Origin of the sequence: Microbulbifer sp. GL-2 (assembly GCF_007183175.1) — a bacterium.
Lineage (GTDB): Bacteria > Pseudomonadota > Gammaproteobacteria > Pseudomonadales > Cellvibrionaceae > Microbulbifer.
On sequence record NZ_AP019807.1, the window covers coordinates 880,883 to 904,134 of the forward strand.

Here is a 23,252-nt window from a genome sequence, read left to right on the forward strand (position 1 = left end):
CAAATACCTTAAGATTATGAAAGCAATTCCAGCGCCAGTCACAAAAACAGCCCTGACCGACTAGACAAGCGACACAGAGCCCTTAGAATGCCCGCTCTTACAAAAACGCCCAGTATGGATTGCGTAACCACCCACTAACGGGGAAAAGATGAGTAATTTTGTTCAAAAAAGCACCTATAGCAGAGAGGAGCTACTAGCTTGCTCCCAGGGTAAGATGTTTGGCCCTGGCAATGCACAGCTCCCCGCTCCCAACATGCTGATGCTGGATCGCATCACGCACATCTCAAAGGAAGGCGGAGCCTTCGGCAAGGGAGAGCTGATCGCGGAACTGGACATACACCCCGACCTATGGTTTTTCGACTGCCACTTTCCCGGCGACCCGGTAATGCCCGGCTGTCTCGGCCTGGATGCGATGTGGCAGCTACTCGGCTACTTTTTAGCTTGGAAGGGCAACCCCGGGCACGGCCGTGCCCTCGGTTGTGGTGAGGTCAAATTTACCGGTCAGATCTTGCCTACCAGCAAGAAAGTCACCTACCACATCCAAATGAGCCGCATCGTTGAACGCAGGCTTGTTATGGGAATTGGTGATGGCACAGTTTCAGTTGACGGTCGTGAAATTTACACAGCCAAGGATCTTCGCGTAGGCTTATTTACCCGTACCGATAATTTTTAAACACACTGAAAACCACTATCGGTAGAATTTATGAAGTACTCTACCGACAAGCTATGCTGGAGACCACTATGCGTCGGGTAGTCATTACCGGAATGGGTATTACATCCTGTATCGGCACCAATACAGAAGAAGTCACCGCCTCGCTGAAGGCTGGACGCAGCGGAATCCGCTTCCAAGAGGAATACCAGGAACTCGGCCTGCGCAGCCAGGTTGCAGGCCCTGTGGATATCGACTTCAAGGAGCACATCGATAGAAAGCAACTCCGCTTTATGGGAGATGCCGCTGCCTACGCGTATATCGCCATGCGCGAGGCTATCGACATGTCAGGCCTGCAGGAGCGCGAAATATCCAACCCGCGCTCGGGCATTGTAATGGGCTCAGGTGGCACATCCACACAACAGATTATCGATGCCGCTCACACTCTTAAGACGAAAGGGGTGAGACGTGTTGGTGCCTACCGGGTACCTCAGGTCATGAACAGCACTGTATCCGCCTGCCTCGCTACTCCTTTTAAAATTAAAGGGGTCAACTACAGCATTTCCTCTGCATGTGCCACCAGTGCGCACTGCATTGGACACGGGGCCGAGCTGATCCAGATGGGTAAGCAAGACGTTGTCTTTGCCGGAGGCGGTGAGGAACTCGCCTGGAGCCTTACCCACTTATTCGATGCCATGGGCGCACTCTCAAGCAAATATAACGATGAGCCCACCAAGGCCTCCCGCCCCTACGATGCCGAACGCGACGGTTTTGTAATTGCTGGCGGTGGCGGCTGCTTGGTATTGGAAGAGATGGAACACGCCGTTGCGCGCGGCGCCACTATCTATGCAGAGCTGACCGGTTATGGGGCAACCTCTGACGGCTACGATATGGTCGCCCCCAGCGGGGAAGGTGCAACCCGTTGTATGCAGCAGGCGCTCGCAGGTATGGATGGCAAAGGCCTGCAGGGTAACGTGGATTACATCAATACCCACGGTACCTCAACCCCCGTTGGAGATATAGCTGAGCTGAAAGCAATGCGCGAAGTCTTCGGCGACAAGGTTCCGGCATTTGCCTCAACCAAGTCGCTAACAGGCCACTCCCTCGGTGCCGCCGGTGTTCAAGAGGCTATTTACAGCCTGCTGATGATGCAAAACAACTTTATCGCCGCATCCGCCAATGTAGACAAACTGGACCCAGCAGCCGAGGGTATGGACCTGGTCACCAACATTCGCGACTGTGATATCAAACGAGCCATGTCCAACAGTTTTGGTTTTGGTGGCACCAACGCCTGCCTGATCTTCGACAAAGTCTGATGGATTAAGACGAGTTAATAAAAAGGCGCCTAATGGCGCCTTTTTATTATTGAGGGTATCTGAACCTACACAGACTTCTCCGCCCCCAAACGCTCCAGCCAAAGCTCTACCTGCCGGGTAAGTCCCTGGCGCCAACTATGTTGCTGGATACCAAAAACGTCACGCAACTTGCCACAAGCAAGTACAACACTTCGATCTCTCTGGTCTGAATCCTCCAGCGTACTCAGCTGCGCAAACCGCTCTTCATCGTGGAATGATTGCGCCCGCTCCACAACTTCCAATGCAAATTCAATAGCAGTGCAACTATCCGAACTTCCGTAGTGATAAATCCCTGAGACACTGGCACCACTAGCCAATTGTTGTGCAGCTGCTACCGTCACACGAGCCATATCGAGAACAGTGACAGGGTTACCATTATTGAGACCATCCAACTCGAGGGGTTCTCCCGCTACAAAGCCGCGCAACACCCGCCCAAGAAGGGCGTCCTGGTTGCTGTCCACCATCCAGCCAAACCGCAGGATAGCCAGGTTCTCCAAATCACCCAGGGCGCGCTCACACGCCAACCACTGACGCCCACTACGGGCCTGCGGATCCGCCACTTCGTCCTCATCATATCTGCGTTGCTCACCACCGGCGAAAACCTGATAGGAAGAAAGGTGAATAACATGCTGGCAGGGGCTTCCAGCTAACTGCTTAGCCACCTGCAAGGCTTCAGGCATGCCCTGGTCATCAGCACAGGCTGAAGCATTAATTGCAATTGCTCCAGGACGCAGCTGGTCGAGTTCTGTGGGTGATAGTTGCTGCACACGAAATCCGGCGCGCTGCAGACGTTTCTGCAGCGCGCCGTCGATATCGTTACCGGCAGTAATGACCGCGACCGTATCCGGCTTGTAGCCGGTATGTAGATCAGACACTGGATAGACCAGTCTTAGAAGGGAATATCGTCGTCAAAGCTGTTATCGAAGCCTCCAGTGGCCCCCTGGTTGGGCTGCTGCTGAGGCTGCTGCTTGTTGGATGGCGCCATCGGTGATGGGGCTGTGCGCCCTTGTGCAAAAGAGTCCTGGCTGCCTTGCTGGTAGCCTCCCTGGAAACCACCCTGCTGTTCGTAGCCCCCCTGGCCTCCGCCCACAGACTGACCGCCCATACCTGCAGCACCCATTCCAGCACCACCCATACCCTGGCCAAAACCGCCCTGCTCTCCACGTCCGTCGAGCATCTGCATTTCACTGGCAACAATCTCGGTAGTGTAGCGGTCCTGGCCGCTATTCTTGTCCTGCCATTTACGGGTGCGCAATGAGCCCTCAATGTACACTTTAGAGCCCTTACGCAAGTACTCACCGGCAATCTCAGCCAGGCGGTTGAAGAACACCACTCGGTGCCACTCGGTTCGCTCCTGCTGCTGTCCGGTCTGCTTGTCCTTCCAGCTCTCACTCGTGGCCAGGCTCACATTGGTGACAGCACCGCCACTCGGCATATATTTGGTTTCCGGATCGTTTCCCAGATTACCGATCAGAATTACTTTATTGATCCCCCTGGCCATAGCCCTCTCCTCTCTTCGCCCCAGGTCCGACCCAGGTAATAATCATTCAAAAATTAAAAATGTGAGTTCACTCACATCGACAATGCGTGGTCACCCAGAATGGCAACCAGTGTATTTTTATCCAGCAGCATACAACAGACACCACCAGTTAGTAAGCACTACCCTCTCGGGCATCTGACGCTCGTTCACGCAGCAACCACCAGAGTAAAATCCAGGCCAGCAGTACGATAAAGCCAAGCCATGCCACTGCACCGGCACCCCCAAGACCAAACAGGTAGCCGCCCAGACTTCCACCAACAAAAGTGCCGAAAAACTGCAAAGTAGCGTAGAGCCCCGAAGCGGCACCACGGGCATCCTCAGGTGCTTTGCGGGTCAACTGTGCAGGTAACAGAGCTTCAAGCAGGTTGAAACCGGTAAAGAAAATCCCCAACAGCAATACTACAGCTACAGGACCATTCATCGGCAACAATGCCGCGCTGCCCCCGGCCAGGGCAACACAGGCGAAGTTCAAAGCCGTGCCAGCCTTACCGCTGCGCTCAGCCACCCGCATCAGGGGCAACATCAGAATGAAAGTACCCAGCATTAGCGGGCCGTATAGCTTCCAGTGCTCCTCTGCCGGCCATCCAAGCCTGTCGACCAGCACCAGCGGCAACGCAACGAACATGGCAGTCAACAAAAGGTGGGAAAAGAAAGCCCCAGAAACCAATCTCCAGGTAAGGCCGTTGCTTAGAACCTTGCGAAAACCACCACTAAAAACCGCCGGGCGCTTTGCGACTTGGGGAGTCGGCACTATTCGCCAGACTAACAGCATCCCCAGTACAGCCAACCCCGAGGTAAGCCAGAAAATAGCCGGCAGGCCACCAGCTCCCGCAAGTGCCGGGCCAAGTATCACTGCCAACATAAACGCCACACCGATGGATGCCCCGATCACAGCCATTGCTATGCCCCGCTTCTCATCCCGCGTGAGATCGGCAACCAAGGCCATGACCGCCGCGGCAATAGCACCACAACCCTGCAGAATTCTGCCCACAATCAGGCCGTAGACCGAATCTGTCTGCGCGGCAACCACACTGCCAATGGCAAACAGGGCCAGACCGGTATAGATAACAGGTTTGCGGCCCCAGCGGTCAGAAAGAAGCCCCAAGGGAATCTGCAATAGTGCCTGGCTCAGTCCATAGGCGCCCATGGCCAGGCCCAGCAGCATCGGTGTGCTATCGCGGTAGCCTTCACCGTAAACTGTGAGAACCGGCAGCACCATAAACAGGCCGAGCATACGAAAGACATAAAGGGAAGCCAGCCCGCCCAGGGCCCGGCGCTCAATGGAATTCATGCAGTTCCCGGAACAGCGTCAAATTGGGCGCGCATTGTACAGCGCACAGCCGCCAGGCTGTAGGGGAAGCCGTACAAGTTTTGGGCATTTCTAACCACGGCCATAGTCATCATCAAAGCGAACGATATCATCCTCCCCGAGATAGCTACCGGATTGGACCTCTATAAGCTCGAGGGGAATGGTTCCCGGGTTTTCCAGTCTATGTACCACCCCCAGAGGGATGTAGGTGGACTGATTCTCAGTAATCAACAACTCTTCATCACCGCGGGTAACCTTGGCAGTACCGCGCACCACGATCCAGTGTTCGGCCCGGTGATGATGCATTTGCAGGGACAGCTGCTGCCCCGGCTTGACCACAATACGCTTTACCTGGAAGCGTGGCCCAGCATCAATAGAATCGTAATAGCCCCAGGGCCGATCGACTTTGCGATGGCGCCGAGCCTCACTGCGCCCGGAGCGCTTGAGGCTGCTCACAAGCTTCTTAACATCCTGTACCCGCTGCTTTTCGGCGATCAACAGGGCATCATCAGTATCGACAACCACCAGGTCTTTCACACCTAATAGGCTAACCAGACGACTCTCCGCCCGCACAAGACAGCTTTCACTATCCTGCAGCAAGACATCTCCCTGCAGCAGATTGTCATCGGCATCCCGCTCCGCCAGTTCCCAGAGTCCGAGCCAGGAACCCACATCGCTCCAACCCGCGTCCATAGGCACCACCGCAGCGGACTCGGTGGGCTCCATCACCGCATAATCCACCGACTCTTTAGCGCAGGCTGCAAAGGCTTCCCCGTCCACCCGGGTAAAATCCAAATCCCGGACAGCGCCTTCAAAAGCCCTGCGGCAAGCATCGAGAATATCGCTCCGGTGTTCTTTTAGCTCCTCCAGATAACGAGAAGCCCGGAACAGAAACATGCCACTATTCCAGGAGTATTCTCCACCAGCCAGATAGGACTCAGCAGTATTCGTATCCGGCTTTTCGACAAATTCCGCCACTCTCCACGCTTCAGCAGCCAAAACCTCTCCACGGCGAATGTAGCCATAGCCGGTTTCGGCCCGGGTCGGCACAATACCAAAGGTTACCAGGTGCCCGAGCCCCGCCAGGGTCTGTGCCGTCTGCGCTGCTTTCTGAAAAGCTGTCACATCAGCCACGACATGATCTGCCGGCAACACGAGCAGCAATGGGTCCTCACCAGCCTCCAATGCCGCTAGCGCCGCGAGAGCGATAGCCGGCGCCGTATTGCGTGCACAGGGCTCCAGTAGGATCGTCTGGGCTCCATGGCCAATCTCCTGCAGCTGTTCTGCTGCGGCAAAACGATGCTCCTCATTGCACACTAAAATGGGGGCCTGCAACTGCTGTATACCCTCCAGCCGTCGCACCGTAGCCTGCAGCATGGTTTCGCTGCCGATTAATGGCAGAAATTGCTTGGGGTAGGCCTCACGGGAGAGTGGCCACAAGCGGGAGCCTGTACCACCGCAGAGAATTACAGGGATCATCACTTCAACTTTTCTTCTGGCTGTTGGAAATTTGCGACAGACGATTTTGGCACATCGGGTGGCGAGTTTATACTTGACCGTTTTTCCGGCACCGCAGTTGTGATCGCCCTGAGCGGAGCAAGTCCGAGACCCGGCCCAGTATCATCAGCAGATAGGTAGAGCGTGGACACGATTTATGTAAGGGGTGCGCGCACCCACAACCTGAAGAATATCGATCTCGACATTCCCCGCGACAAACTGATCGTGATTACCGGGCTGTCTGGCTCCGGTAAATCCTCCCTGGCATTCGACACACTCTATGCCGAGGGCCAGCGCCGCTATGTGGAGTCCCTTTCCACCTATGCGCGCCAGTTCCTATCGATGATGGAGAAGCCGGATGTCGATACCGTGGAGGGGCTGTCACCAGCAATATCCATTGAGCAGAAATCCACCTCCCACAATCCGCGCTCGACTGTAGGCACTATCACTGAGATATATGACTACCTCAGGCTGCTGTTTGCGCGTGTAGGCGAGCCTCGTTGCCCGGAGCATGATGAGCCTCTTCAGGCCCAAACCATAAGCCAGATGGTGGATCAGGTATTAGCTCTACCGGAGGGCAGCAAAATTATGCTGCTTGCTCCAGTGGTTCGGGACCGCAAGGGTGAACACCAGCATGTGTTCGAACAACTGCGTCGCGACGGCTTTGTGCGCGCGCGTATCGACGGCGTGACCTGCGACCTGGACGATACCCCAAAGTTGGATAAACGTCGTAAGCATACTGTGGAAGTGGTAGTTGACCGCTTTAAAGTACGTAAAGACCTGCAGTTGCGCCTGGCTGAATCCTTCGAGACCGCCCTGAATCTCACTGATGGTATTGCCTCTATCAGCTTTATGGATGGTGATCAGGAAGAACGCCTATTCTCCGCCCGCCACGCCTGCCCAGTGTGTGACTATTCACTGGACGAGCTTGAACCGCGCCTGTTTTCCTTCAACAACCCTGCCGGTGCCTGCCCCAGCTGTGATGGCTTGGGAGTTAAGCAGTTCTTCGATGAAGACAAGGTAATCCTCGATCAGGAGAGCAGTATCTCCGAAGGCGCAATCCGAGGCTGGGACCGTCGTAATATTTACTACTACCATATGCTCGACTCCCTCGCCGAGCATTATGGCTTCGATCTCGACAAACCATGGAAAAAACTGCGCAAAACCCACCGCAAGGTTATTTTGCAAGGCAGCGGCGACGAAGAGATTGACTTCAGCTATGTCAACGATCGCGGTGACGTCACCGTGCGGCAGCACACCTTTGAGGGCATTATCCCCAACTTCCAGCGTCGCTACCGGGATACCGAATCCCAATCGGTGCGCGAAGAGCTGGCGAAATATCTGAGCACACAGAAATGTCCCGAGTGCCTTGGCACCCGCCTGCGCCGTGAGGCGCGCCATGTCTTTGTGGACAACCGTACCCTCGCTCAAGTCACCGAATTGCCAGTGGGTGATGCCTTTGAATACTTCGATCACCAACTCACCTTCAAAGGCGCTCAAAAAGAAATTGCCGATAAAATCCTCAAGGAATTGCGCGATCGCTTCCGCTTCCTGGTAGACGTGGGCCTCAATTACCTGACCCTGAACCGCAGTGCAGAAACATTATCCGGCGGTGAAGCCCAGCGCATCCGCCTCGCAAGTCAGATCGGCGCCGGCCTTGTCGGTGTGATGTATATCCTCGACGAGCCTTCCATTGGCTTGCACCAGCGGGATAACGAGCGTCTATTGAATACCCTCACTCATCTACGAGATATCGGTAATACAGTGATCGTCGTTGAGCACGATGAAGACGCGATCCGTAGTGCCGACTTTATTGTCGATATCGGCCCCGGTGCTGGCGTGCATGGCGGAGAAGTGGTCGCCTCCGGGACCGCCGATAAAATTGCCAAGTGCAAGCAATCCCTAACCGGACAATATCTCTCCGGTAAAAAGAAAATTGCCATACCAGAGGAGCGCTATATCCCTGATCCGGACTATATGCTCCACCTTGAAGGCGCCAGTGGCAACAATTTACAAAATGTAGACCTGGAAATTCCAGTGGGGCTATTTACCTGTGTGACCGGTGTTTCCGGCTCAGGCAAGTCCACTTTGATCAATACCACCCTATACCCACTTGCAGCTACAGCGCTGAATAAGGCCACCACCCTGAAGGCAGCTCCATACAAGGCTGTTCACGGGCTTGAGTACTTCGATAAGTGTGTAGACATAGACCAGAGCCCCATCGGACGCACACCCAGATCCAACCCGGCTACCTACACCGGTATCTTCACCCCTATTCGCGACCTCTTCGCCGGCACACAGGAGGCTCGCTCCCGAGGTTATAAACCCGGCCGCTTTAGCTTTAATGTTAAAGGCGGACGCTGTGAGGCCTGCCAGGGCGATGGGGTGATTAAGGTGGAAATGCACTTCCTGCCCGATGTCTATGTGCCCTGCGATACCTGCCACGGTAAACGTTATAACCGTGAAACCTTAGAAGTGCATTACAAGGGCAAAAATATCCACGAAGTTTTGGAAATGACCGTGGAAGATGCGCGGGAGTTTTTCGACCCAGTACCGGCGATCGCCAAAAAACTGCAAACCCTAATGGATGTCGGGCTCGCCTATATCAAACTGGGCCAAGCGGCCACTACACTCTCGGGTGGTGAAGCACAGCGGGTGAAGCTCTCTCGTGAGCTATCCAAGCGCGATACCGGGCAAACCTTGTATATCCTCGACGAGCCCACTACCGGCTTACATTTTGCGGACATCCAATTATTGCTGGACGTTTTACATCGCCTACGTGATCACGGGAATACGATTGTTGTTATCGAGCACAACTTAGACGTTATCAAAACCGCAGACTGGATCGTGGATCTGGGCCCAGAAGGCGGTTCTGGCGGCGGGCAAATTATTGCAGCAGGAACGCCAGAGGATGTTACGGGAATCGGCGCGTCCCATACCGGTCGATTCCTAAAACCGATGCTTGGGTGATCAACTCTACGGAGCTGGATCACGATCTGGCTCCTATATCAATAAAACGATCGAATATCTGCCACAACGGAAAGTGGAAAATGATAAAAAAAATAGATCAACAAAAGCTAAACTTAATTATTGCTCTATGCGCAATGATGATTTCCATTGCCTCCTTCTATGCTACTTATCTGCAGGCCAAAGCAGCAAATAAACAAGTCAAAATAATGACCATGCCTGTAATTCAATTTTCACAGAGTAATTACGACCTTGAAGCTGACAAACCATCAATTTATTTTGAACTTTACAATGTGGGATCAAGCCCAGCTCTGCTGAAGGATTTCAACATCAACTATGAGCAATCTACCTATCATACCGCCAGGGAATTTCTGAATGCCTGCTGCCAACAAGAATATCAGGAGTTCACAAAAAAACTGACAGATGATGACGGCGCCTCCAACCTAGACAAAGGAAATATACTTACCTCAACTTTATCCAACAGCTTAATGCCAGCGAACTCCAAGCGCCGAATCTTTGCATTACTTTATGGTGAGCGTTCTTACGATCTCTGGAAAAGCTAAACAAAGAAAGAGGAAAAATTTCAGTCGATTTCTGTTTCTGCTCACCTTTGGGTGGATGCTATCACTCTAACAATGAAGGAGCCTCCATGGAAATTGAAGCATGCCCTACCAACCACAACTAAATATTGATTGTTAAACAGAATTTTCTCTAATCAAGAGCTGTGACGAATGGAAATCGATATCAACTGTGACTTGGGCGAAGGATCTGATTTGACCAGCTGTGAGAGGGATGCGCTAATTATGCCCTTCATCTCACGCTGCAATATTGCCTGCGGCGCCCATGCAGGCACGCCCGCGATTATGCGCAGGTCTCTTGAAAATGCACTGCAAAATAACTTAATAATCGGCGCTCACCCCGGGTATCCTGATCGAGAAAATTTTGGACGAAAGTCTATTAAAGTTCCACTCAGTGAATTACTTAACTCCATACACGAGCAAATTGAACGATTACAAAACCTCACCCGTGAAGCTGGAACAAAACTCGACCATATAAAACTGCATGGCGCTTTATATAACGATGTCGAAGCAAATATGGATTTAGCAGAGGAGATAATTGCCTTACTCTCCAGAGAATATCCATCCTTAAAAATTATCGGACTCGCCAATGCTGCAATGGAAGCTGTAGCCACCAAGCAAAGTCGTATATTCTATCGGGAAGGCTTTATAGACCGGCAATATTTAAATACAGGAAGACTTGCTCCACGTTCGCTACCAGGCTCTGCTCTCAGTGACATAGATAACTGCCTGGAACGAGCTGTGGCTCTGGCAAAAGGGAGCAGCTTTACAAGCTATCACGGCACTCCCCTACAATTTTCCGTTGACACCATTTGCTTACATGGTGACAACCCAGAAGCAGTAAATATTGCCCAGAGACTAGCTAGTTACCTGCAACTAAACGGATTGAGCATACACTCGTGACGGCATCCCTGCACAAACCCCACCTGCAGAAGCCCGACTTTAACATTACTGCAAATGGGGATTGTGCGTTAGATATACGCTTCTCCGCTGAGCCTAGTGAAGAACTTAGTCGCTATATTATTGGGCTACGACAATATATCCAGGAACAGGGCCCCGACGATCTTATCGATCTTATCCCCGCCTACCAATGCCTGACTATTAGTTTTGATCCACTGACTCACGAAAGCGAGTCGCTTTCACAAGAGCTGCGAGCATTAACCCAGAAGTACCTCAAAATCCCCGCAAAGTTAGACAGAGACTCACGCATTATTCGAATTCCCGTATGCTATGAAGAGGCCTTTGCCCCGGATATGCATATGTTAAGTGAGCATACCGGCCTGACTCCCAAGCAAGTTGCCCGGCTACATACAGACACTGCCTATTTAGTGCATATGCTGGGCTTTTCGCCGGGCTTCTTGTATCTCGGCGGACTGGATCCCAGGCTGCACTGCCCTCGCAAGGAAAAACCTAGACTGCGAGTTCCCGCAGGAGCTGTTGGTATCGGTGGCAACCAAACAGGAATTTACCCACAAGCTACAGCGGGGGGCTGGCAGATTATCGGACAGACCCCTTTAAGATTATTCCAGCCCAGCAGCGACTCCCCCTTTATTGCGGAGCCCTTGGACATCGTAAAATTCTATTCTATCGGTAAGTCTGAATTCGAGACCATTGCACAGCAAGCACAATATGAGAGTGCCAAGGAAAGGCCCATATGAGTATCCACTTTATCCGAGCAGGCCTTCAAACCAGCATTCAAGATATGGGGCGCCCGGGTTTGATGCATTACGGTATTCCCCAAGGAGGTGCAGCTGACCCTCTATCTATGAAGATGGCTAACCTTCTACTGGGTAATCCATTCAATAATCCCGTGCTGGAAATTACCCTGATTGGCCCCAGGATTGAATTCGATGATGATATTTCAATAGCTATCACCGGGGCACGATTCAAGGTTTTTTTAAACAGTAATGCTGTCGATAATTTTAAAGTTATCCAGGTGAAACGTGGTGACACATTGGAATTCTCCAAACTAATTAATGGTGCTCGAGCCTATATCGGCTTCTCGGCAAAGTTATCTATCCCAATAATTTTTGATAGCGCTGCAACTCATCTTATCAGTGGGTTTGGTGGGCACCGGAGGGGCGCTATCGCTAACAATGATAGAATTTATTTTAAGGATATTCGGATAGCAGAACCTGCTTATCTCAACCGAGAATTTCAGCTGAATTACCAAGCACGCCCACTGTTCAGAGTCGTTGATGGAGCAGAAAAGAAGAGGTTTAGTCAAAGCACTGTGGAAAACTTCTACAAATCCACTTTCCAAGTTTCCGCTCAAAGCAATCGTATGGGCATCCGTCTTCTCCCATCGGTAACCCTGAAGTCAGGCACTCTCGGTGAGACCTTAGAAGAAATGATTTCCTCAGGTCTCCAGCCTGGCAGCATTCAGGTTCCCAACAGTGGCGAACCTATAATTTCATTTATAGAGGGGCAAACTATTGGTGGCTACCCTCGTATAGCACATATAATTCGCGCAGACATCCACAGGCTAGGCCAGCTTAAAGCACAGGACAAAATTAACTTTCAGTTGGTCAGCCAGAAAGATGCGAAACAAATCCTAAGACAAAAGCAGCATTTCCTGACAAAAATACAAGAGAAACTGCGGATGGAGGGCGAGTCACCCCTAACCATTTAAGACCAGTATATTTCTGTTACTAAAGCTGCCAGCCATAAACCCCCAAGAAAAACCTTAAAATAACAACCCACCAAACATACTCTTCACTCCCCGGTTATCACAAATTTTATAAAAAAATGTAAAAGTTAATAAAATATATTCAACAAACTAACGGGGACTGCATGGTCCATAATGACCAATCGGTTTTCAGTCAACTCTAGCTAGACCGAAAGATCATTATTAACTAACCTCTGTGGGTTTTACCAAAATAGCGATTTGGACGAGTGTCCTACTTGGCTTGTAGTTAATGGGACTGCAACGCACCGTCTCCCAAAACCTACAAGCCGGCCTGGTCCAGAGAGAAAACATTAACTACCTGAAGGGGATTAATAATGATAAAAATTCTCCGTGGTTTTATAACGGTTATTATTGCCAGCTCACTTCTTATCACCTCCTACGCCCAAGCCGAGCCGGGAGATTATAACTTTTGGACAACCTTAAAACACTTATTTGACCCACCCAATGCGAATGCTCCCGTAACTACCGAACAGACTCGAGGGATGTATCCACTGACAATGGATGACCCCAATTTCAATGATGATTTCGATCCGGGTGATTTCAATACCTGGCAAAAAGTTGATGTTCCAGCCAGTAGTGGCGCCATGTGTGGTAACGGGTCTCCTTATAAATTTTTTGTCTATCGGGTAGCCGATACCAGTAATACCGTTTTTTATTTCGAGGGCGGTGGTGCCTGCTGGGACTATGAGAGCTGTTCCGGACAGGCAGGTATTCGTGGTGCCCGCAATCCCAACGGTATTCCCGACGATTATCTCAGTAACATAAACCTGCTGGATTTCGGCAATCTGGACAACCTCACTACAGCCGGTGTATCGCCACTGATTTATACTCACCACCCATATAATCAGTTCAAAACCGGAGAATGGAATCTGGTTTATGTGCCCTACTGCACCGGTGATATTTATGTCGGAGATAAAACGGAAATTTATGAGGACAGCAGCGGTCAGAATCCAGACTTGATCTGGCATCACAATGGCTTACGCAACGTACAAGCTGTTACTTCGTGGGTAAAAAATAATTTACAGAAACCCAAACAAATGCTCACAGCTGGATGTAGTGCTGGAAGCGTTGGTGCTCTGTTAAATTACACAAAACTCCGTGAAGATATGGATGTCGATTATGGATATTTGATAGACGACTCCGGTCCACTTTACCAAGCCCCCCTGGACAGCGAAAATACCAGCGACTATCCATCTCTGCCATTACACAATGAAGTCCTGCACTCTTGGACTACGTATACAACCGATGGCGACCCCAATGAAGAGAACCCTATAAATGCGATAAAGGCCTTCACACCAGGATTTGACAGTAATTCGCTGGCTTCAATTTACAGTGCTCTATCCAATAAATTCCCATCCGATCGCCTGGGCATCACCCATTTTCTCGCGGATGGCAATTTCTCCTCCTATTCCTATGAGCGCTTCTACGAGGATATATACAACGACCCCGATGCCAATTCCCGCTTAAATAAATTGCGTCAACGCTGGCAGAAAGACACTCATGAAAACCTGATTCCATTACTGGATCAGACCAGTAACTGGGGCTATTACTTCCCCATGTTTCGCAACCTGAATGAGAGCCACTGTACAACTATCATTGACCTCAACTATGGAGAGATCGCTGAGCATGGATTGGAATTAAAGGATTTCCTTAACAATATCGTAAACCACAATGGCGGCGGTATGGTTCGCGCCTATGAGACGGACAAAGTCTCCGACTTTGAAAACAACAGTAACTGGTTTTACGACTTGATAGGCCTGTTCATGTAAGCACGGCTAAGTGGGAGTCAGTGCTGTTACTTGACCTGTAACAGCACTGCTATTTATTCAGGTACCGTAAACTGTTTCACGCGCCTCTTGCAGGCGCTTGCGCAGGTACTCGTGTTTGCTCATACCATCAGGGAAAGAGCTCATCTGCTGCACCTCTTCCACAATGGACCTTTCAAGATCCTTATAGGTAGAGAAACCAGGCACTTCAGTATGTGGATCATAGCGACTGATAACTGATTGGGCCTGGTCGCGATAAATATTAAAAAGCGCTTCAGCACGCTGCTTGAAATCCGCCTCATTGATGCTGTTTTTTTCCAGCCATGCCAGCTTTAACGATAGCGCTTCATAACCGGTCACCCGATTTTCATTCTCCACCTGCTCAATAGCATCCCAGGCCTGCTCACTGGAAAGGTTACCAAGATCTGCAAAGTAATCTTTCAGCGCCTGCTTAGCTTGTTCCTGGTCCAGGTACGCCTTTACACGAGGATGGCTTAGCAATTCCTCCATTTCGGCATTTTCCAAATGTGACCAGGGTATACGCTCCGCAATATCCTGTGCCAACTCACTATTTTCCGTGATAGGCGTTATGAACTGACGCACCTTCGCCGCGCTGGCCTGTACATCAATATCGTAGTGATCAATGCCAACAACGGCTAAAGTTACTGCGCCGGCAAGCAATATCAGTTTTTTCATAATCAGTTACCGAGCAAATAGGAATTTTATATTTATGTATCGGTAACTATATAAGCAGAGAAAGTGAAGGGGATGAATGGAAAGAACGTCCCAGGTGTAGATTTTTACGCCAATATCTGTAAACCAGCTGGAAATGAGGTCACTGAAATTATAGTAAGCCGTGCTAAACCCAGCTCAACGGCTGTTCATCTTCTTTTTTACCCACACACGGCTCTTTAGTGGTCTTTGGTGCAACGTAACCTACCTGCTGCTCCTTCGGTAGATTACTGGCTTCCCAGTTGGCTACAGCTTCTGCGCAAAGCCTGCGCTGCTCGCCGGTAACAGCGACACCATTAGGCCACTTACCCAGCTCGATTGCTCGCCTTAGGCTGCCGATAATCTGAGGGTTCAGATTTTTCAATAACTGTTCAAAAGACATACAAAATCCTCTAAAAAGCACAAAAAAGGCCGGTCAATGACCGGCCTTCCGTAGCACTGCGGCTAGCAGAGCTTATGCTTCTGCAGCATCGTCTTCAACTTGAGGACGATCAACAAGCTCCACATAAGCCATCGGAGCTTTGTCACCAGCACGGAAACCACACTTCAGGATACGGATGTAACCACCAGGGCGGGCTTCGTAACGGGGACCCAGCTCGTCGAATAACTTGCGCACAGCATCCTTATCACGGATACGGGCGAATGCCAGACGACGGTTGGCAACACTATCCTTCTTGGCCAGGGTAATCAGCGGCTCCGCAACGCGGCGCAGCTCCTTGGCTTTAGGAAGTGTGGTTTTAATCAGTTCGTGCTCTACCAGAGAGGCGCTCATGTTCTTGAACATGGCCTTGCGGTGAGCGCTCGTACGGCTGAATTTTCGGCCACTATAGCGATGACGCATGACTCAATTCCTTACGACCTCGGTTGCTGTCACAGCAGGTCGTTCTGGAGCGGTGTCGCGCTAAGCTGTGGCACCGCTCGGGTTCTTTCTACTAGTCGCGGCAAACCGCGACTACCAAATGCTTACAGGGGGCTCAGTTTGCTGTCGCCTTTGAGACTAGCTGGCGGCCAGTTTTCCAGGCGCATACCCAGGGACAAACCGCGAGAAGCCAATACATCCTTGATCTCAGTCAGGGACTTCTTGCCTAGGTTCGGTGTCTTCAGCAGCTCTACTTCAGTGCGCTGAATCAGGTCACCGATATAGTAGATATTCTCTGCTTTCAGACAGTTAGCCGAACGAACGGTCAACTCAAGGTCATCAACCGGGCGCAGCAGTACCGGATCAACTTCCGGCTCCTCTGCCTTAGGCTGTGCATCCTTCTCGCCTTCCAGGTCCACAAACACTGCAAGCTGCTGCTGCAGAATAGTGGCTGCACGGCGAATAGCCTCTTCCGGATCCAGGGTACCATTGGTTTCCAGGTCCAGAACCAGCTTATCCAGGTCAGTGCGCTGCTCAACGCGCGCGCTCTCAACACTGTAGGACACACGGCGAACTGGGCTGTAGGAAGCGTCCAGCTGCAGACGGCCTATAGCGCGGCTTTCCTCTTCCTCGTCACGACGAGCGTCAGCCGGCTGATAGCCACGGCCGCGAGCTACGGTGAGACGCAGGTTGAGTTCAACATCACCAGTGATATTGGCGATCACGTGCTCAGGATTAATAATCTCGATATCGTGATCTACCTGAATATCTCCGGCAGTCACCGCACCCGAGCCCTTCTTGCTCAGGCTCAATACCGCCTGATCCTTGCCGTGCATGACAACCGCGATATCCTTCAGGTTGAGCAGGATTTCAATAACATCTTCCTGCACACCTTCGATCGCGCTGTACTCGTGCTCGACACCGTCGATTTCGACTTCGGTGACGGCGCAGCCCGGCATGGAGGACAGCAGGATGCGACGCAGCGCATTGCCAAGAGTGTGGCCAAAGCCACGCTCCAGGGGCTCCAGAACCACTTTGGCGTGATTCGGATTGTACTCGGTGACGTCAATACGACGCGGTGTCAAAAACTCGTTGACAGCAGTCTGCATAGCCATACCTGTTTACAGTTGCATTCCTTAAAGTGGATTAATTGTTACTTGGAGTACAGTTCCACGATAAGGTTTTCGTTGATCTCTGCCGGCAGATCGACACGATCCGGAATGCGCTTGAAAGTGCCTTCCAGTTTGCTCGCGTTTATGTCTACCCACTCGACATCGCCACGCTGGGCAGCGAGGGTAACGGAATTCTGGATACGCAGCTGCTTCTTGGCTTTTTCACGCACAGCAACCACATCGCCTTCTTTAACCTGGAAAGAAGGAATGTTAACGGTTGTGCCGTTCACCAGAATCGCTTTGTGGGCGACCAGCTGGCGCGCCTCAGAACGAGTTGAGCCGAAGCCCATGCGGTAAACCACATTATCCAGGCGTTTTTCCAGAAGTTGCAGCAGGTTTTCACCAGTTGCGCCCTTCAGACGCGCCGCTTCCTTATAGTAGTTACGGAACTGCTTTTCCAGTACGCCGTAGATACGACGAACTTTTTGCTTTTCGCGCAGCTGGATACCGTAGTCGGACAGACGACCGCGACCAGCGCCATGCTGACCGGGTTTGGATTCTGCGCGACACTTAGAGTCGTGTGGACGAACACCACTCTTCAGCTGCAGGTCAGTCCCTTCACGACGGGACAGTTTACATTTTGGTCCAATATAACGTGCCATATTATCAGCCCCCTCTTACACGCGACGTTTCTTGGGCGGACGACAACCATTATGTGGGATCGGCGTCACGTCGGTGATGTTGGTGATCTTGTAGCCGCAGTTGTTCAGTGCGCGAACAGCAGATTCGCGACCGGGGCCAGGGCCCTTTACTTCTACGTCGAGGTTTTTCAGGCCGTAATCCTGAGCGGCAGTACCTGCGCGCTCAGCGGCAACCTGGGCTGCAAACGGGGTGCTCTTACGTGAGCCACGGAAACCAGATCCACCTGCGGTGGCCCAGCTGAGGGTATTACCCTGGCGATCAGTGATCGTCACGATCGTATTGTTGAACGATGCGTGGATGTGGGCAATACCGTCGACAACGGTCTTTTTGACCTTTTTGCGAACAGTAGTTTTTGGCTTAGCCATACCAGTATCCTAAATCCTGTATCAAATCCCCTCGGTTTCTCACCGGGAAGGGGTTTCTTAAACCGCGATATCGCGCCTTAATCAGGCTTACTTGCGAATCGGCTTGCGCGGACCCTTACGGGTACGGGCATTGGTCTTGGTGCGCTGACCACGCAGCGGCAAGCTGCGACGGTGACGCAGACCGCGATAGCAACCCAGGTCCATCAAACGCTTGATGTTCATGGATACTTCACGGCGCAGATCGCCTTCAACAGTGAGTTTTGCAACTTCACCACGGATGGTTTCGATCTGCTCTTCAGACAAGTCGCGGATTTTGGTGGATTCAGCGATACCAACCGCTGCCAAAATAGATTTTGACTTAGTGAGACCTACCCCATAAATGTGGGTCAGGGAGATCACGGCGTGCTTGTGGTCTGGTACATTGACACCAGCAATACGTGCCATAGAGGCGTACTCCACGTATTGGAGCCACTGCTATATATAAGTATGTGACTCTACTTTGATTTCGGCGCTGACAGCGACTAAAAAACCGACGGCGCCACCAAAAAGGCGCGCAAGAATAGCTTTTCAGACACTAATTTGCAATAGCCCACAACCGTTTCGGCCTCCCGAAACGGCTGCGGACGACAGTCAACGCCCCCAATTGGAAGCGGGCCTATCGGCCTGCTTCCCACCCCAGAGATATTCTCTAAGGTGTTGCCAAACGGTACGGGGCTGTACCACTTGGCGAATTCTTCCAGCTTTTACAGGGGCGCCCAGTGGACGCACCCTGCAAGGGGCTGGCCCCTTATTAGCCTTGACGCTGCTTGTGACGTGGCTCAGCGCTGCAGATTACCCGCAGAACGCCTTTGCGACGTACGATTTTGCAGTTACGGCAGATCTTTTTAACAGAAGCGCGTACTTTCATGACCTTACCTCAATTCAATCAAACTGCGAGCAGGTGACGCACTAGCGACGACCGTAGCTTTGCAGATTCGCTTTTTTCATCAAGCCCTCGTACTGGTGCGACAGCAGATGCGATTGTACCTGTGCCATAAAGTCCATCACTACTACAACTACGATCAGCAGTGAGGTACCCCCCAGATAGAAGGGAACGTTAAACCCGACCACCAGGAACTGCGGCAGCAAGGATACCAGCGCGATATACACAGCACCTACCAGAGTGAGTCGGGTCAACACGCTGTCGATATAGCGGGCCGTCTGCTCACCGGGGCGAATACCTGGTACATAAGCACCGGACTTTTTCAGGTTGTCTGCAACTTCATTCGGGTTAAACATCAACGCCGTGTAAAAGAAGCAGAAGAAACCAATCAGCAGTGCGAACAAAATAATGTTCAACGGCTGCCCTGGTCCCAGCTGCAGCGCCATCCACTGCAGAATCTGAGCACCTATACCCTCTCCACCCTGTCCGAACCACTGTGCCAGCGTCGCTGGGAACAGCAGAATACTACTGGCGAAGATTACCGGGATAACACCGGCCATATTCACCTTCAGCGGCAGGTGGCTCGCCTGCGCAGCGGGTGCAGCGGAATAGCGACCAGCCTGACGTCGGGCGTGGTTAATAGTAATTCGACGCTGACCGCGTTCCATCACCACCACAAAGAACACAACAGCGAGGGCAATTACGCCGATGATCAGCAGCATAAGGATATGCAGCTCACCTTGTCGTGCCTGTTCAAACGCCTGACCGATAGCGCCGGGTAAACCGGCCACGATACCGGCAAAAATCAGCATGGAAATGCCGTTGCCAACACCGCGCTCAGTGATCTGCTCACCGAGCCACATCATAAATACAGCACCGGTCACCAGTGACGTCACCGCCACAAAGTAAAAACCAAACGCCGGCTCAGATGAGTAAGCCAGATTCTGCCCTGCTAGCCCGAAGGTCATGCCGATACCCTGAATAAGGGCCAGCAGTACGGTCAGGTAGCGGGTGTACTGGTTGATCTTACGTCTTCCAGCCTCCCCCTCTTTCTTCAATGCTTCCAGCGAAGGAGTCACCGCGCTCATCAACTGCATGATGATGGACGCGGAGATGTAGGGCATGATGCCCAGAGCCAAAATACTCATCCTCTCCAGGGCGCCGCCTGAGAACATGTTAAACAGGCCAAGGATGGTTCCCTGGTTCTGATTAAACAGGTTCGACAGCTTTTCCGGATCAATGCCGGGCACCGGAATATGTGTCCCCAGTCGATAAACAAGAATCGCTAGAAACAGAAAACGAAGACGAGCCCAAAGCTCGCCCAATCCCTTGCTGTTGCCCAGGGGATTTCCACCGGATCCTGGTCGTGCCATTGGCGCCTCGATTAGTCTTCTATTTTACCGCCAGCAGCTTCGATAGCCGCCTTTGCACCTTTGGTCACTCCCAGACCCTTTACGGTAACAGCTTTAGTCAGCTCACCTGAGAGAAATACTTTGGCGCGTTTAATATGGCTGCCGATAATATCGGCATTCTTCAGCGCTGCCAAATCGATTACGTCACTTTCTACCTTCGCCAGCTCTGCCAAGCGCACTTCTGCGGTAAAGCGAGAAACGCGAGCGGTGAAACCGTACTTCGGCAAACGCTTCTGCAAAGGCATCTGACCGCCTTCGAAGCCCGGACGAACACTGCCGCCGGAACGCGCTTTTTGACCTTTGTGGCCGCGGCCACCGGTCTTACCCAATCCACTACCAATACCACGGCCAACGCGCTTAGCGCTGTGCTTGTGGCCTTGTGCGGGAGATAAGTCGTTCAAACGCATGTTATTCCCCCTCCACCTTAATCAGGTAGTTAACTTTGTTGATCATACCGCGCACAGAGGGAGTATCTTCCACTTCCACTGTGTGGCCGATACGGCGCAGGCCCAGACCGGCAACGCACGCCTGATGACTTTTCAGGCGTCCGTTGATGCTTTTGGTCTGGGTGACTTTAATGGTCTTCTTAGCCATGGTCTTAACCCACCAATAACCTTAAATCTGGACTGTGATTAGCCCAGAATCTCTTCGACTGATTTACCACGCTTGGCAGCTACATCTTCCGGACTCTGCATTTGCTCCAGAGCTTTGAAAGTTGCACGTACTACGTTCACCGGATTGGTGGAGCCGTAGCACTTGGCCAATACGTTGTGTACGCCAGCCATTTCCAGTACGGAGCGCATAGCACCGCCGGCAATGACGCCAGTACCCTGGGAAGCGGGCTGCATGTAAACCTTGGAACCGCCGTGACGACCATTGGTAGCGTACTGGATGGTATCGCCATTCAGTTCTACCTGGACCATATTGCGGCGTGCAGCTTCCATCGCCTTCTGGATCGCAACTGGCACTTCACGCGCCTTGCCACGTCCGAAACCGACACGGCCGTTGCCATCGCCAACAACAGTCAGTGCAGTAAAGGCGAAGATACGACCACCTTTAACAGTCTTGGCAACGCGATTGACCTGGACCAGCTTCTCCTGCAGGCCTTCGTCGTTGCTTTTGTCTTTCTCTCTAGCCATAACTCAACCCTTAGAATTTCAGACCGGCTTCGCGGGCAGCGTCAGCCAGGGCCTTAACGCGGCCATGGTACCTGAAGCCGCTACGATCAAAGGCAACTTGTTCAACACCAGCGGCCTTGGCACGCTCGGCGATCAGTTTGCCAACCGCAGTAGCGGCATCAGCGTTGCCGGTTTTACCTGAGCGCAGGTCCTTGTCCAGGGTAGAGGCGGAAGCCAGTACCGCATTGCCTTCGGCAGACAGGATCTGTGCGTAAATGTGACGTGGTGTGCGGTTCACGGTGAGGCGAACGGCGCCCAGCTCACTGATCTTGGCGCGGGCACGACGTGCACGACGCAAGCGAGATGCTTTCTTAACGTTCATATCTATGCCCTATTTACTTCTTCTTGGCCTCTTTGCGATACACGCGCTCATCGGCATAACGGACACCCTTACCTTTGTAGGGCTCCGGCGGACGGAACGCACGGATCTCAGCGGCCACTTGGCCCAGCAGCTGTTTATTGCTGCTCTTGAGTACGATTTCAGTCTGGGATGGCGTTTCCGCAGTCACACCTTCTGGCAACTGATAATCGATCGGATGGGAGAAGCCCAGGGTCAGGTTAACCGTTTTACCGGTGGCTTTCGCACGATAACCAACACCCAGCAACTGCAGCTTCTTTTCGAAGCCAGCACTTACGCCTATCACCATGTTATTAACCAGTGCACGGGTAGTACCCGCCAATGCCCTGGCCTGCTTGGAGCTATTGCGCGCGGCAAAAGTTAGCTGGCTATCTGCCTGGCTCACTTCTACATCACCGTGAATAACCATATCCAGGTTACCGCTACCGCCTTTAACAGCGATGTTTTGACCTTTCAGGTCAACAGTAACACCTGCGGGGACAACTATCGGACTATTTGCTACTCGAGACATTATGACCCCCGCTTAGAATACGGTGCAAAGCACTTCGCCACCGACACCGGCTTGGCGAGCAGCGCGATCAGTCATTACACCTTTAGAGGTGGAAACGATCGCGATACCCAGGCCACCGCGTACGGTCGGCAGAGCTTTTTTACCAGTGTAAGAGCGCAGACCTGGACGGGAAACACGGTCCAGCTCGGCAATAACCGGCTTACCCTGAAAGTATTTCAGAGCAATAGTCAGTTCAGGCTTAGCGCCTTCACTTACACTTAAATCAGTAACATAGCCTTCGTCTTTCAGGACTTTAGCTACTGCTACCTTCACTTTTGATGATGGCAGTGTGACTTCCGCCTTTCCGCGAGCCAGGGCGTTGCGGATGCGAGTCAGCATATCTGCCAACGGATCTTGCATACTCATCTTTTGAGACTCCTCAAATCTGCCTAAACCAGCCGGTAATTACCAGCTGGACTTCACGAGGCCAGGGACATCACCACGCATCGCGGCTTCGCGCAGCTTGTTACGGCACAGGCCGAACTTGCGGTATACAGCGTGGGGGCGACCAGTGATACGACAGCGACGTTGCTGACGTACCGGGCTTGCATCGCGCGGCATTTTCTGCAGCTTGAGTTGAGCCTCCCACTGTTCTTCTTCAGAAGCAGTGGTACTGGCGATGATCGCCTTCAGCTCTTGACGCTTCTCGGCGTACTTAGCTGCGGTTCGAGCGCGCTTGTTCTCACGCGCAATCATGGATTTCTTCGCCATG

The 23,252-nt window shown here is 52.0% G+C and carries 28 protein-coding genes; 8 read left to right on the plus strand and 20 right to left on the minus strand.

The features are described from left to right. Positions 1-148: 148 nt before the first annotated feature. Complete coding sequence (gene fabA, locus GL2_RS03910) at positions 149-673, plus strand: 3-hydroxyacyl-[acyl-carrier-protein] dehydratase FabA (protein ID WP_143729395.1); 525 nt, start codon at positions 149-151, stop codon at positions 671-673. Positions 674-741: 68 nt separating this feature from the next. Beyond that, positions 742-1,965 carry a beta-ketoacyl-ACP synthase I gene (gene fabB / locus GL2_RS03915; protein WP_143729396.1) on the plus strand — a complete coding sequence of 408 codons (1,224 nt, stop codon included), beginning with the start codon at positions 742-744 and terminating at the stop codon, positions 1,963-1,965. A gap of 65 nt (positions 1,966-2,030) precedes the next feature. Here the strand turns inward: fabB and GL2_RS03920 are convergent, their stop codons facing one another. The 4 genes from GL2_RS03920 to GL2_RS03935 form a co-directional block, all read right to left on the minus strand. Further along, positions 2,031-2,879, minus strand: coding sequence for a sugar nucleotide-binding protein (locus GL2_RS03920; RefSeq protein ID WP_143729397.1), 849 nt, complete (start codon positions 2,877-2,879; stop codon positions 2,031-2,033). A gap of 14 nt (positions 2,880-2,893) precedes the next feature. Further along, on the minus strand, positions 2,894-3,505 hold the full coding sequence (ssb, locus tag GL2_RS03925) for a single-stranded DNA-binding protein (RefSeq protein WP_143729398.1): 612 nt from the start codon (positions 3,503-3,505) through the stop codon (positions 2,894-2,896). A gap of 148 nt (positions 3,506-3,653) precedes the next feature. After that, positions 3,654-4,835, minus strand: coding sequence for an MFS transporter (locus GL2_RS03930; protein ID WP_143729399.1), 1,182 nt, complete (start codon positions 4,833-4,835; stop codon positions 3,654-3,656). Positions 4,836-4,925: 90 nt separating this feature from the next. Then, positions 4,926-6,332, minus strand: a complete 1,407-nt coding sequence (locus tag GL2_RS03935; RefSeq protein WP_143732782.1) for a mannose-1-phosphate guanylyltransferase/mannose-6-phosphate isomerase — start codon at positions 6,330-6,332, stop codon at positions 4,926-4,928. A gap of 162 nt (positions 6,333-6,494) precedes the next feature. On the opposite strand from GL2_RS03935, the gene uvrA reads away from it, so the two are divergent. The 6 genes from uvrA (at position 6,495) to GL2_RS03965 (ending at position 14,353) form a co-directional block, all read left to right on the plus strand. Then, a complete protein-coding gene (gene uvrA, locus GL2_RS03940) occupies positions 6,495-9,320 on the plus strand; it encodes an excinuclease ABC subunit UvrA (RefSeq protein ID WP_143729400.1) in 2,826 nt (941 codons plus the stop codon). Positions 9,321-9,400: 80 nt separating this feature from the next. After that, positions 9,401-9,880, plus strand: coding sequence for a hypothetical protein (locus tag GL2_RS03945; RefSeq protein WP_143729401.1), 480 nt, complete (start codon positions 9,401-9,403; stop codon positions 9,878-9,880). A 168-nt stretch (positions 9,881-10,048) separates the two neighbouring features. Continuing rightward, positions 10,049-10,798, plus strand: a complete 750-nt coding sequence (pxpA, locus tag GL2_RS03950; protein ID WP_143729402.1) for a 5-oxoprolinase subunit PxpA — start codon at positions 10,049-10,051, stop codon at positions 10,796-10,798. Continuing rightward, positions 10,795-11,553: a 5-oxoprolinase subunit PxpB gene (gene pxpB / locus GL2_RS03955; RefSeq protein ID WP_172621050.1), complete on the plus strand. Its 759-nt coding sequence runs from the start codon at positions 10,795-10,797 to the stop codon at positions 11,551-11,553. The genes pxpA and pxpB overlap by 4 nt, the downstream gene beginning before the upstream one ends. Beyond that, a complete protein-coding gene (locus GL2_RS03960; RefSeq protein ID WP_143729404.1) occupies positions 11,550-12,527 on the plus strand; it encodes a biotin-dependent carboxyltransferase family protein in 978 nt (325 codons plus the stop codon). Before pxpB ends, GL2_RS03960 begins: the two co-directional genes overlap by 4 nt. 371 nt (positions 12,528-12,898) lie before the next feature. Further along, complete coding sequence (locus GL2_RS03965) at positions 12,899-14,353, plus strand: pectin acetylesterase-family hydrolase (protein WP_143729405.1); 1,455 nt, start codon at positions 12,899-12,901, stop codon at positions 14,351-14,353. A gap of 57 nt (positions 14,354-14,410) precedes the next feature. Here the strand turns inward: GL2_RS03965 and GL2_RS03970 are convergent, their stop codons facing one another. The 16 genes from GL2_RS03970 to rpsN all read right to left on the minus strand — a co-directional run bounded on the left by GL2_RS03970 (position 14,411) and on the right by rpsN (position 23,251). After that, complete coding sequence (locus GL2_RS03970; protein ID WP_143729406.1) at positions 14,411-15,046, minus strand: hypothetical protein; 636 nt, start codon at positions 15,044-15,046, stop codon at positions 14,411-14,413. 163 nt (positions 15,047-15,209) lie between these two features. Continuing rightward, positions 15,210-15,464, minus strand: coding sequence for a YeaC family protein (locus tag GL2_RS03975; protein ID WP_143729407.1), 255 nt, complete (start codon positions 15,462-15,464; stop codon positions 15,210-15,212). Positions 15,465-15,536: 72 nt separating this feature from the next. Next, positions 15,537-15,923, minus strand: a complete 387-nt coding sequence (gene rplQ, locus GL2_RS03980) for a 50S ribosomal protein L17 (RefSeq protein WP_143729408.1) — start codon at positions 15,921-15,923, stop codon at positions 15,537-15,539. A gap of 122 nt (positions 15,924-16,045) precedes the next feature. Next, the gene (gene rpoA, locus GL2_RS03985) at positions 16,046-17,050 is read right to left on the minus strand and encodes a DNA-directed RNA polymerase subunit alpha (protein ID WP_143729409.1); all 1,005 of its coding nucleotides are present in this window, start codon (positions 17,048-17,050) and stop codon (positions 16,046-16,048) included. Between the two features lie 44 nt (positions 17,051-17,094). Continuing rightward, positions 17,095-17,715, minus strand: coding sequence for a 30S ribosomal protein S4 (gene rpsD / locus GL2_RS03990; protein ID WP_143729410.1), 621 nt, complete (start codon positions 17,713-17,715; stop codon positions 17,095-17,097). Positions 17,716-17,730: 15 nt separating this feature from the next. Further along, entirely contained in the window at positions 17,731-18,120 is a 390-nt protein-coding gene (gene rpsK / locus GL2_RS03995; protein WP_143729411.1) for a 30S ribosomal protein S11, read from the minus strand. A gap of 87 nt (positions 18,121-18,207) precedes the next feature. Continuing rightward, positions 18,208-18,564 carry a 30S ribosomal protein S13 gene (gene rpsM / locus GL2_RS04000; RefSeq protein WP_020411405.1) on the minus strand — a complete coding sequence of 119 codons (357 nt, stop codon included), beginning with the start codon at positions 18,562-18,564 and terminating at the stop codon, positions 18,208-18,210. Positions 18,565-18,910: 346 nt separating this feature from the next. Next, on the minus strand, positions 18,911-19,027 hold the full coding sequence (gene rpmJ / locus GL2_RS04005; RefSeq protein WP_010133825.1) for a 50S ribosomal protein L36: 117 nt from the start codon (positions 19,025-19,027) through the stop codon (positions 18,911-18,913). A gap of 41 nt (positions 19,028-19,068) precedes the next feature. Beyond that, positions 19,069-20,415: a preprotein translocase subunit SecY gene (secY, locus tag GL2_RS04010; RefSeq protein ID WP_143729412.1), complete on the minus strand. Its 1,347-nt coding sequence runs from the start codon at positions 20,413-20,415 to the stop codon at positions 19,069-19,071. An 11-nt stretch (positions 20,416-20,426) separates the two neighbouring features. Further along, entirely contained in the window at positions 20,427-20,861 is a 435-nt protein-coding gene (gene rplO / locus GL2_RS04015; protein ID WP_020411403.1) for a 50S ribosomal protein L15, read from the minus strand. Position 20,862: 1 nt separating this feature from the next. Further along, on the minus strand, positions 20,863-21,048 hold the full coding sequence (gene rpmD, locus GL2_RS04020) for a 50S ribosomal protein L30 (protein WP_143729413.1): 186 nt from the start codon (positions 21,046-21,048) through the stop codon (positions 20,863-20,865). Positions 21,049-21,086: 38 nt separating this feature from the next. Beyond that, positions 21,087-21,593 carry a 30S ribosomal protein S5 gene (rpsE, locus tag GL2_RS04025; RefSeq protein WP_020411401.1) on the minus strand — a complete coding sequence of 169 codons (507 nt, stop codon included), beginning with the start codon at positions 21,591-21,593 and terminating at the stop codon, positions 21,087-21,089. 10 nt (positions 21,594-21,603) lie between these two features. Then, positions 21,604-21,954 (minus strand): 50S ribosomal protein L18, encoded by a 351-nt coding sequence (gene rplR / locus GL2_RS04030; RefSeq protein WP_143729414.1) that lies wholly within the window; start codon positions 21,952-21,954, stop codon positions 21,604-21,606. Positions 21,955-21,967: 13 nt separating this feature from the next. After that, positions 21,968-22,501, minus strand: a complete 534-nt coding sequence (gene rplF, locus GL2_RS04035; RefSeq protein ID WP_143729415.1) for a 50S ribosomal protein L6 — start codon at positions 22,499-22,501, stop codon at positions 21,968-21,970. 12 nt (positions 22,502-22,513) lie between these two features. Beyond that, the gene (rpsH, locus tag GL2_RS04040; protein WP_143729416.1) at positions 22,514-22,906 is read right to left on the minus strand and encodes a 30S ribosomal protein S8; all 393 of its coding nucleotides are present in this window, start codon (positions 22,904-22,906) and stop codon (positions 22,514-22,516) included. A gap of 39 nt (positions 22,907-22,945) precedes the next feature. Continuing rightward, on the minus strand, positions 22,946-23,251 hold the full coding sequence (gene rpsN / locus GL2_RS04045; protein ID WP_143729417.1) for a 30S ribosomal protein S14: 306 nt from the start codon (positions 23,249-23,251) through the stop codon (positions 22,946-22,948). Position 23,252: the final 1 nt, after the last annotated feature.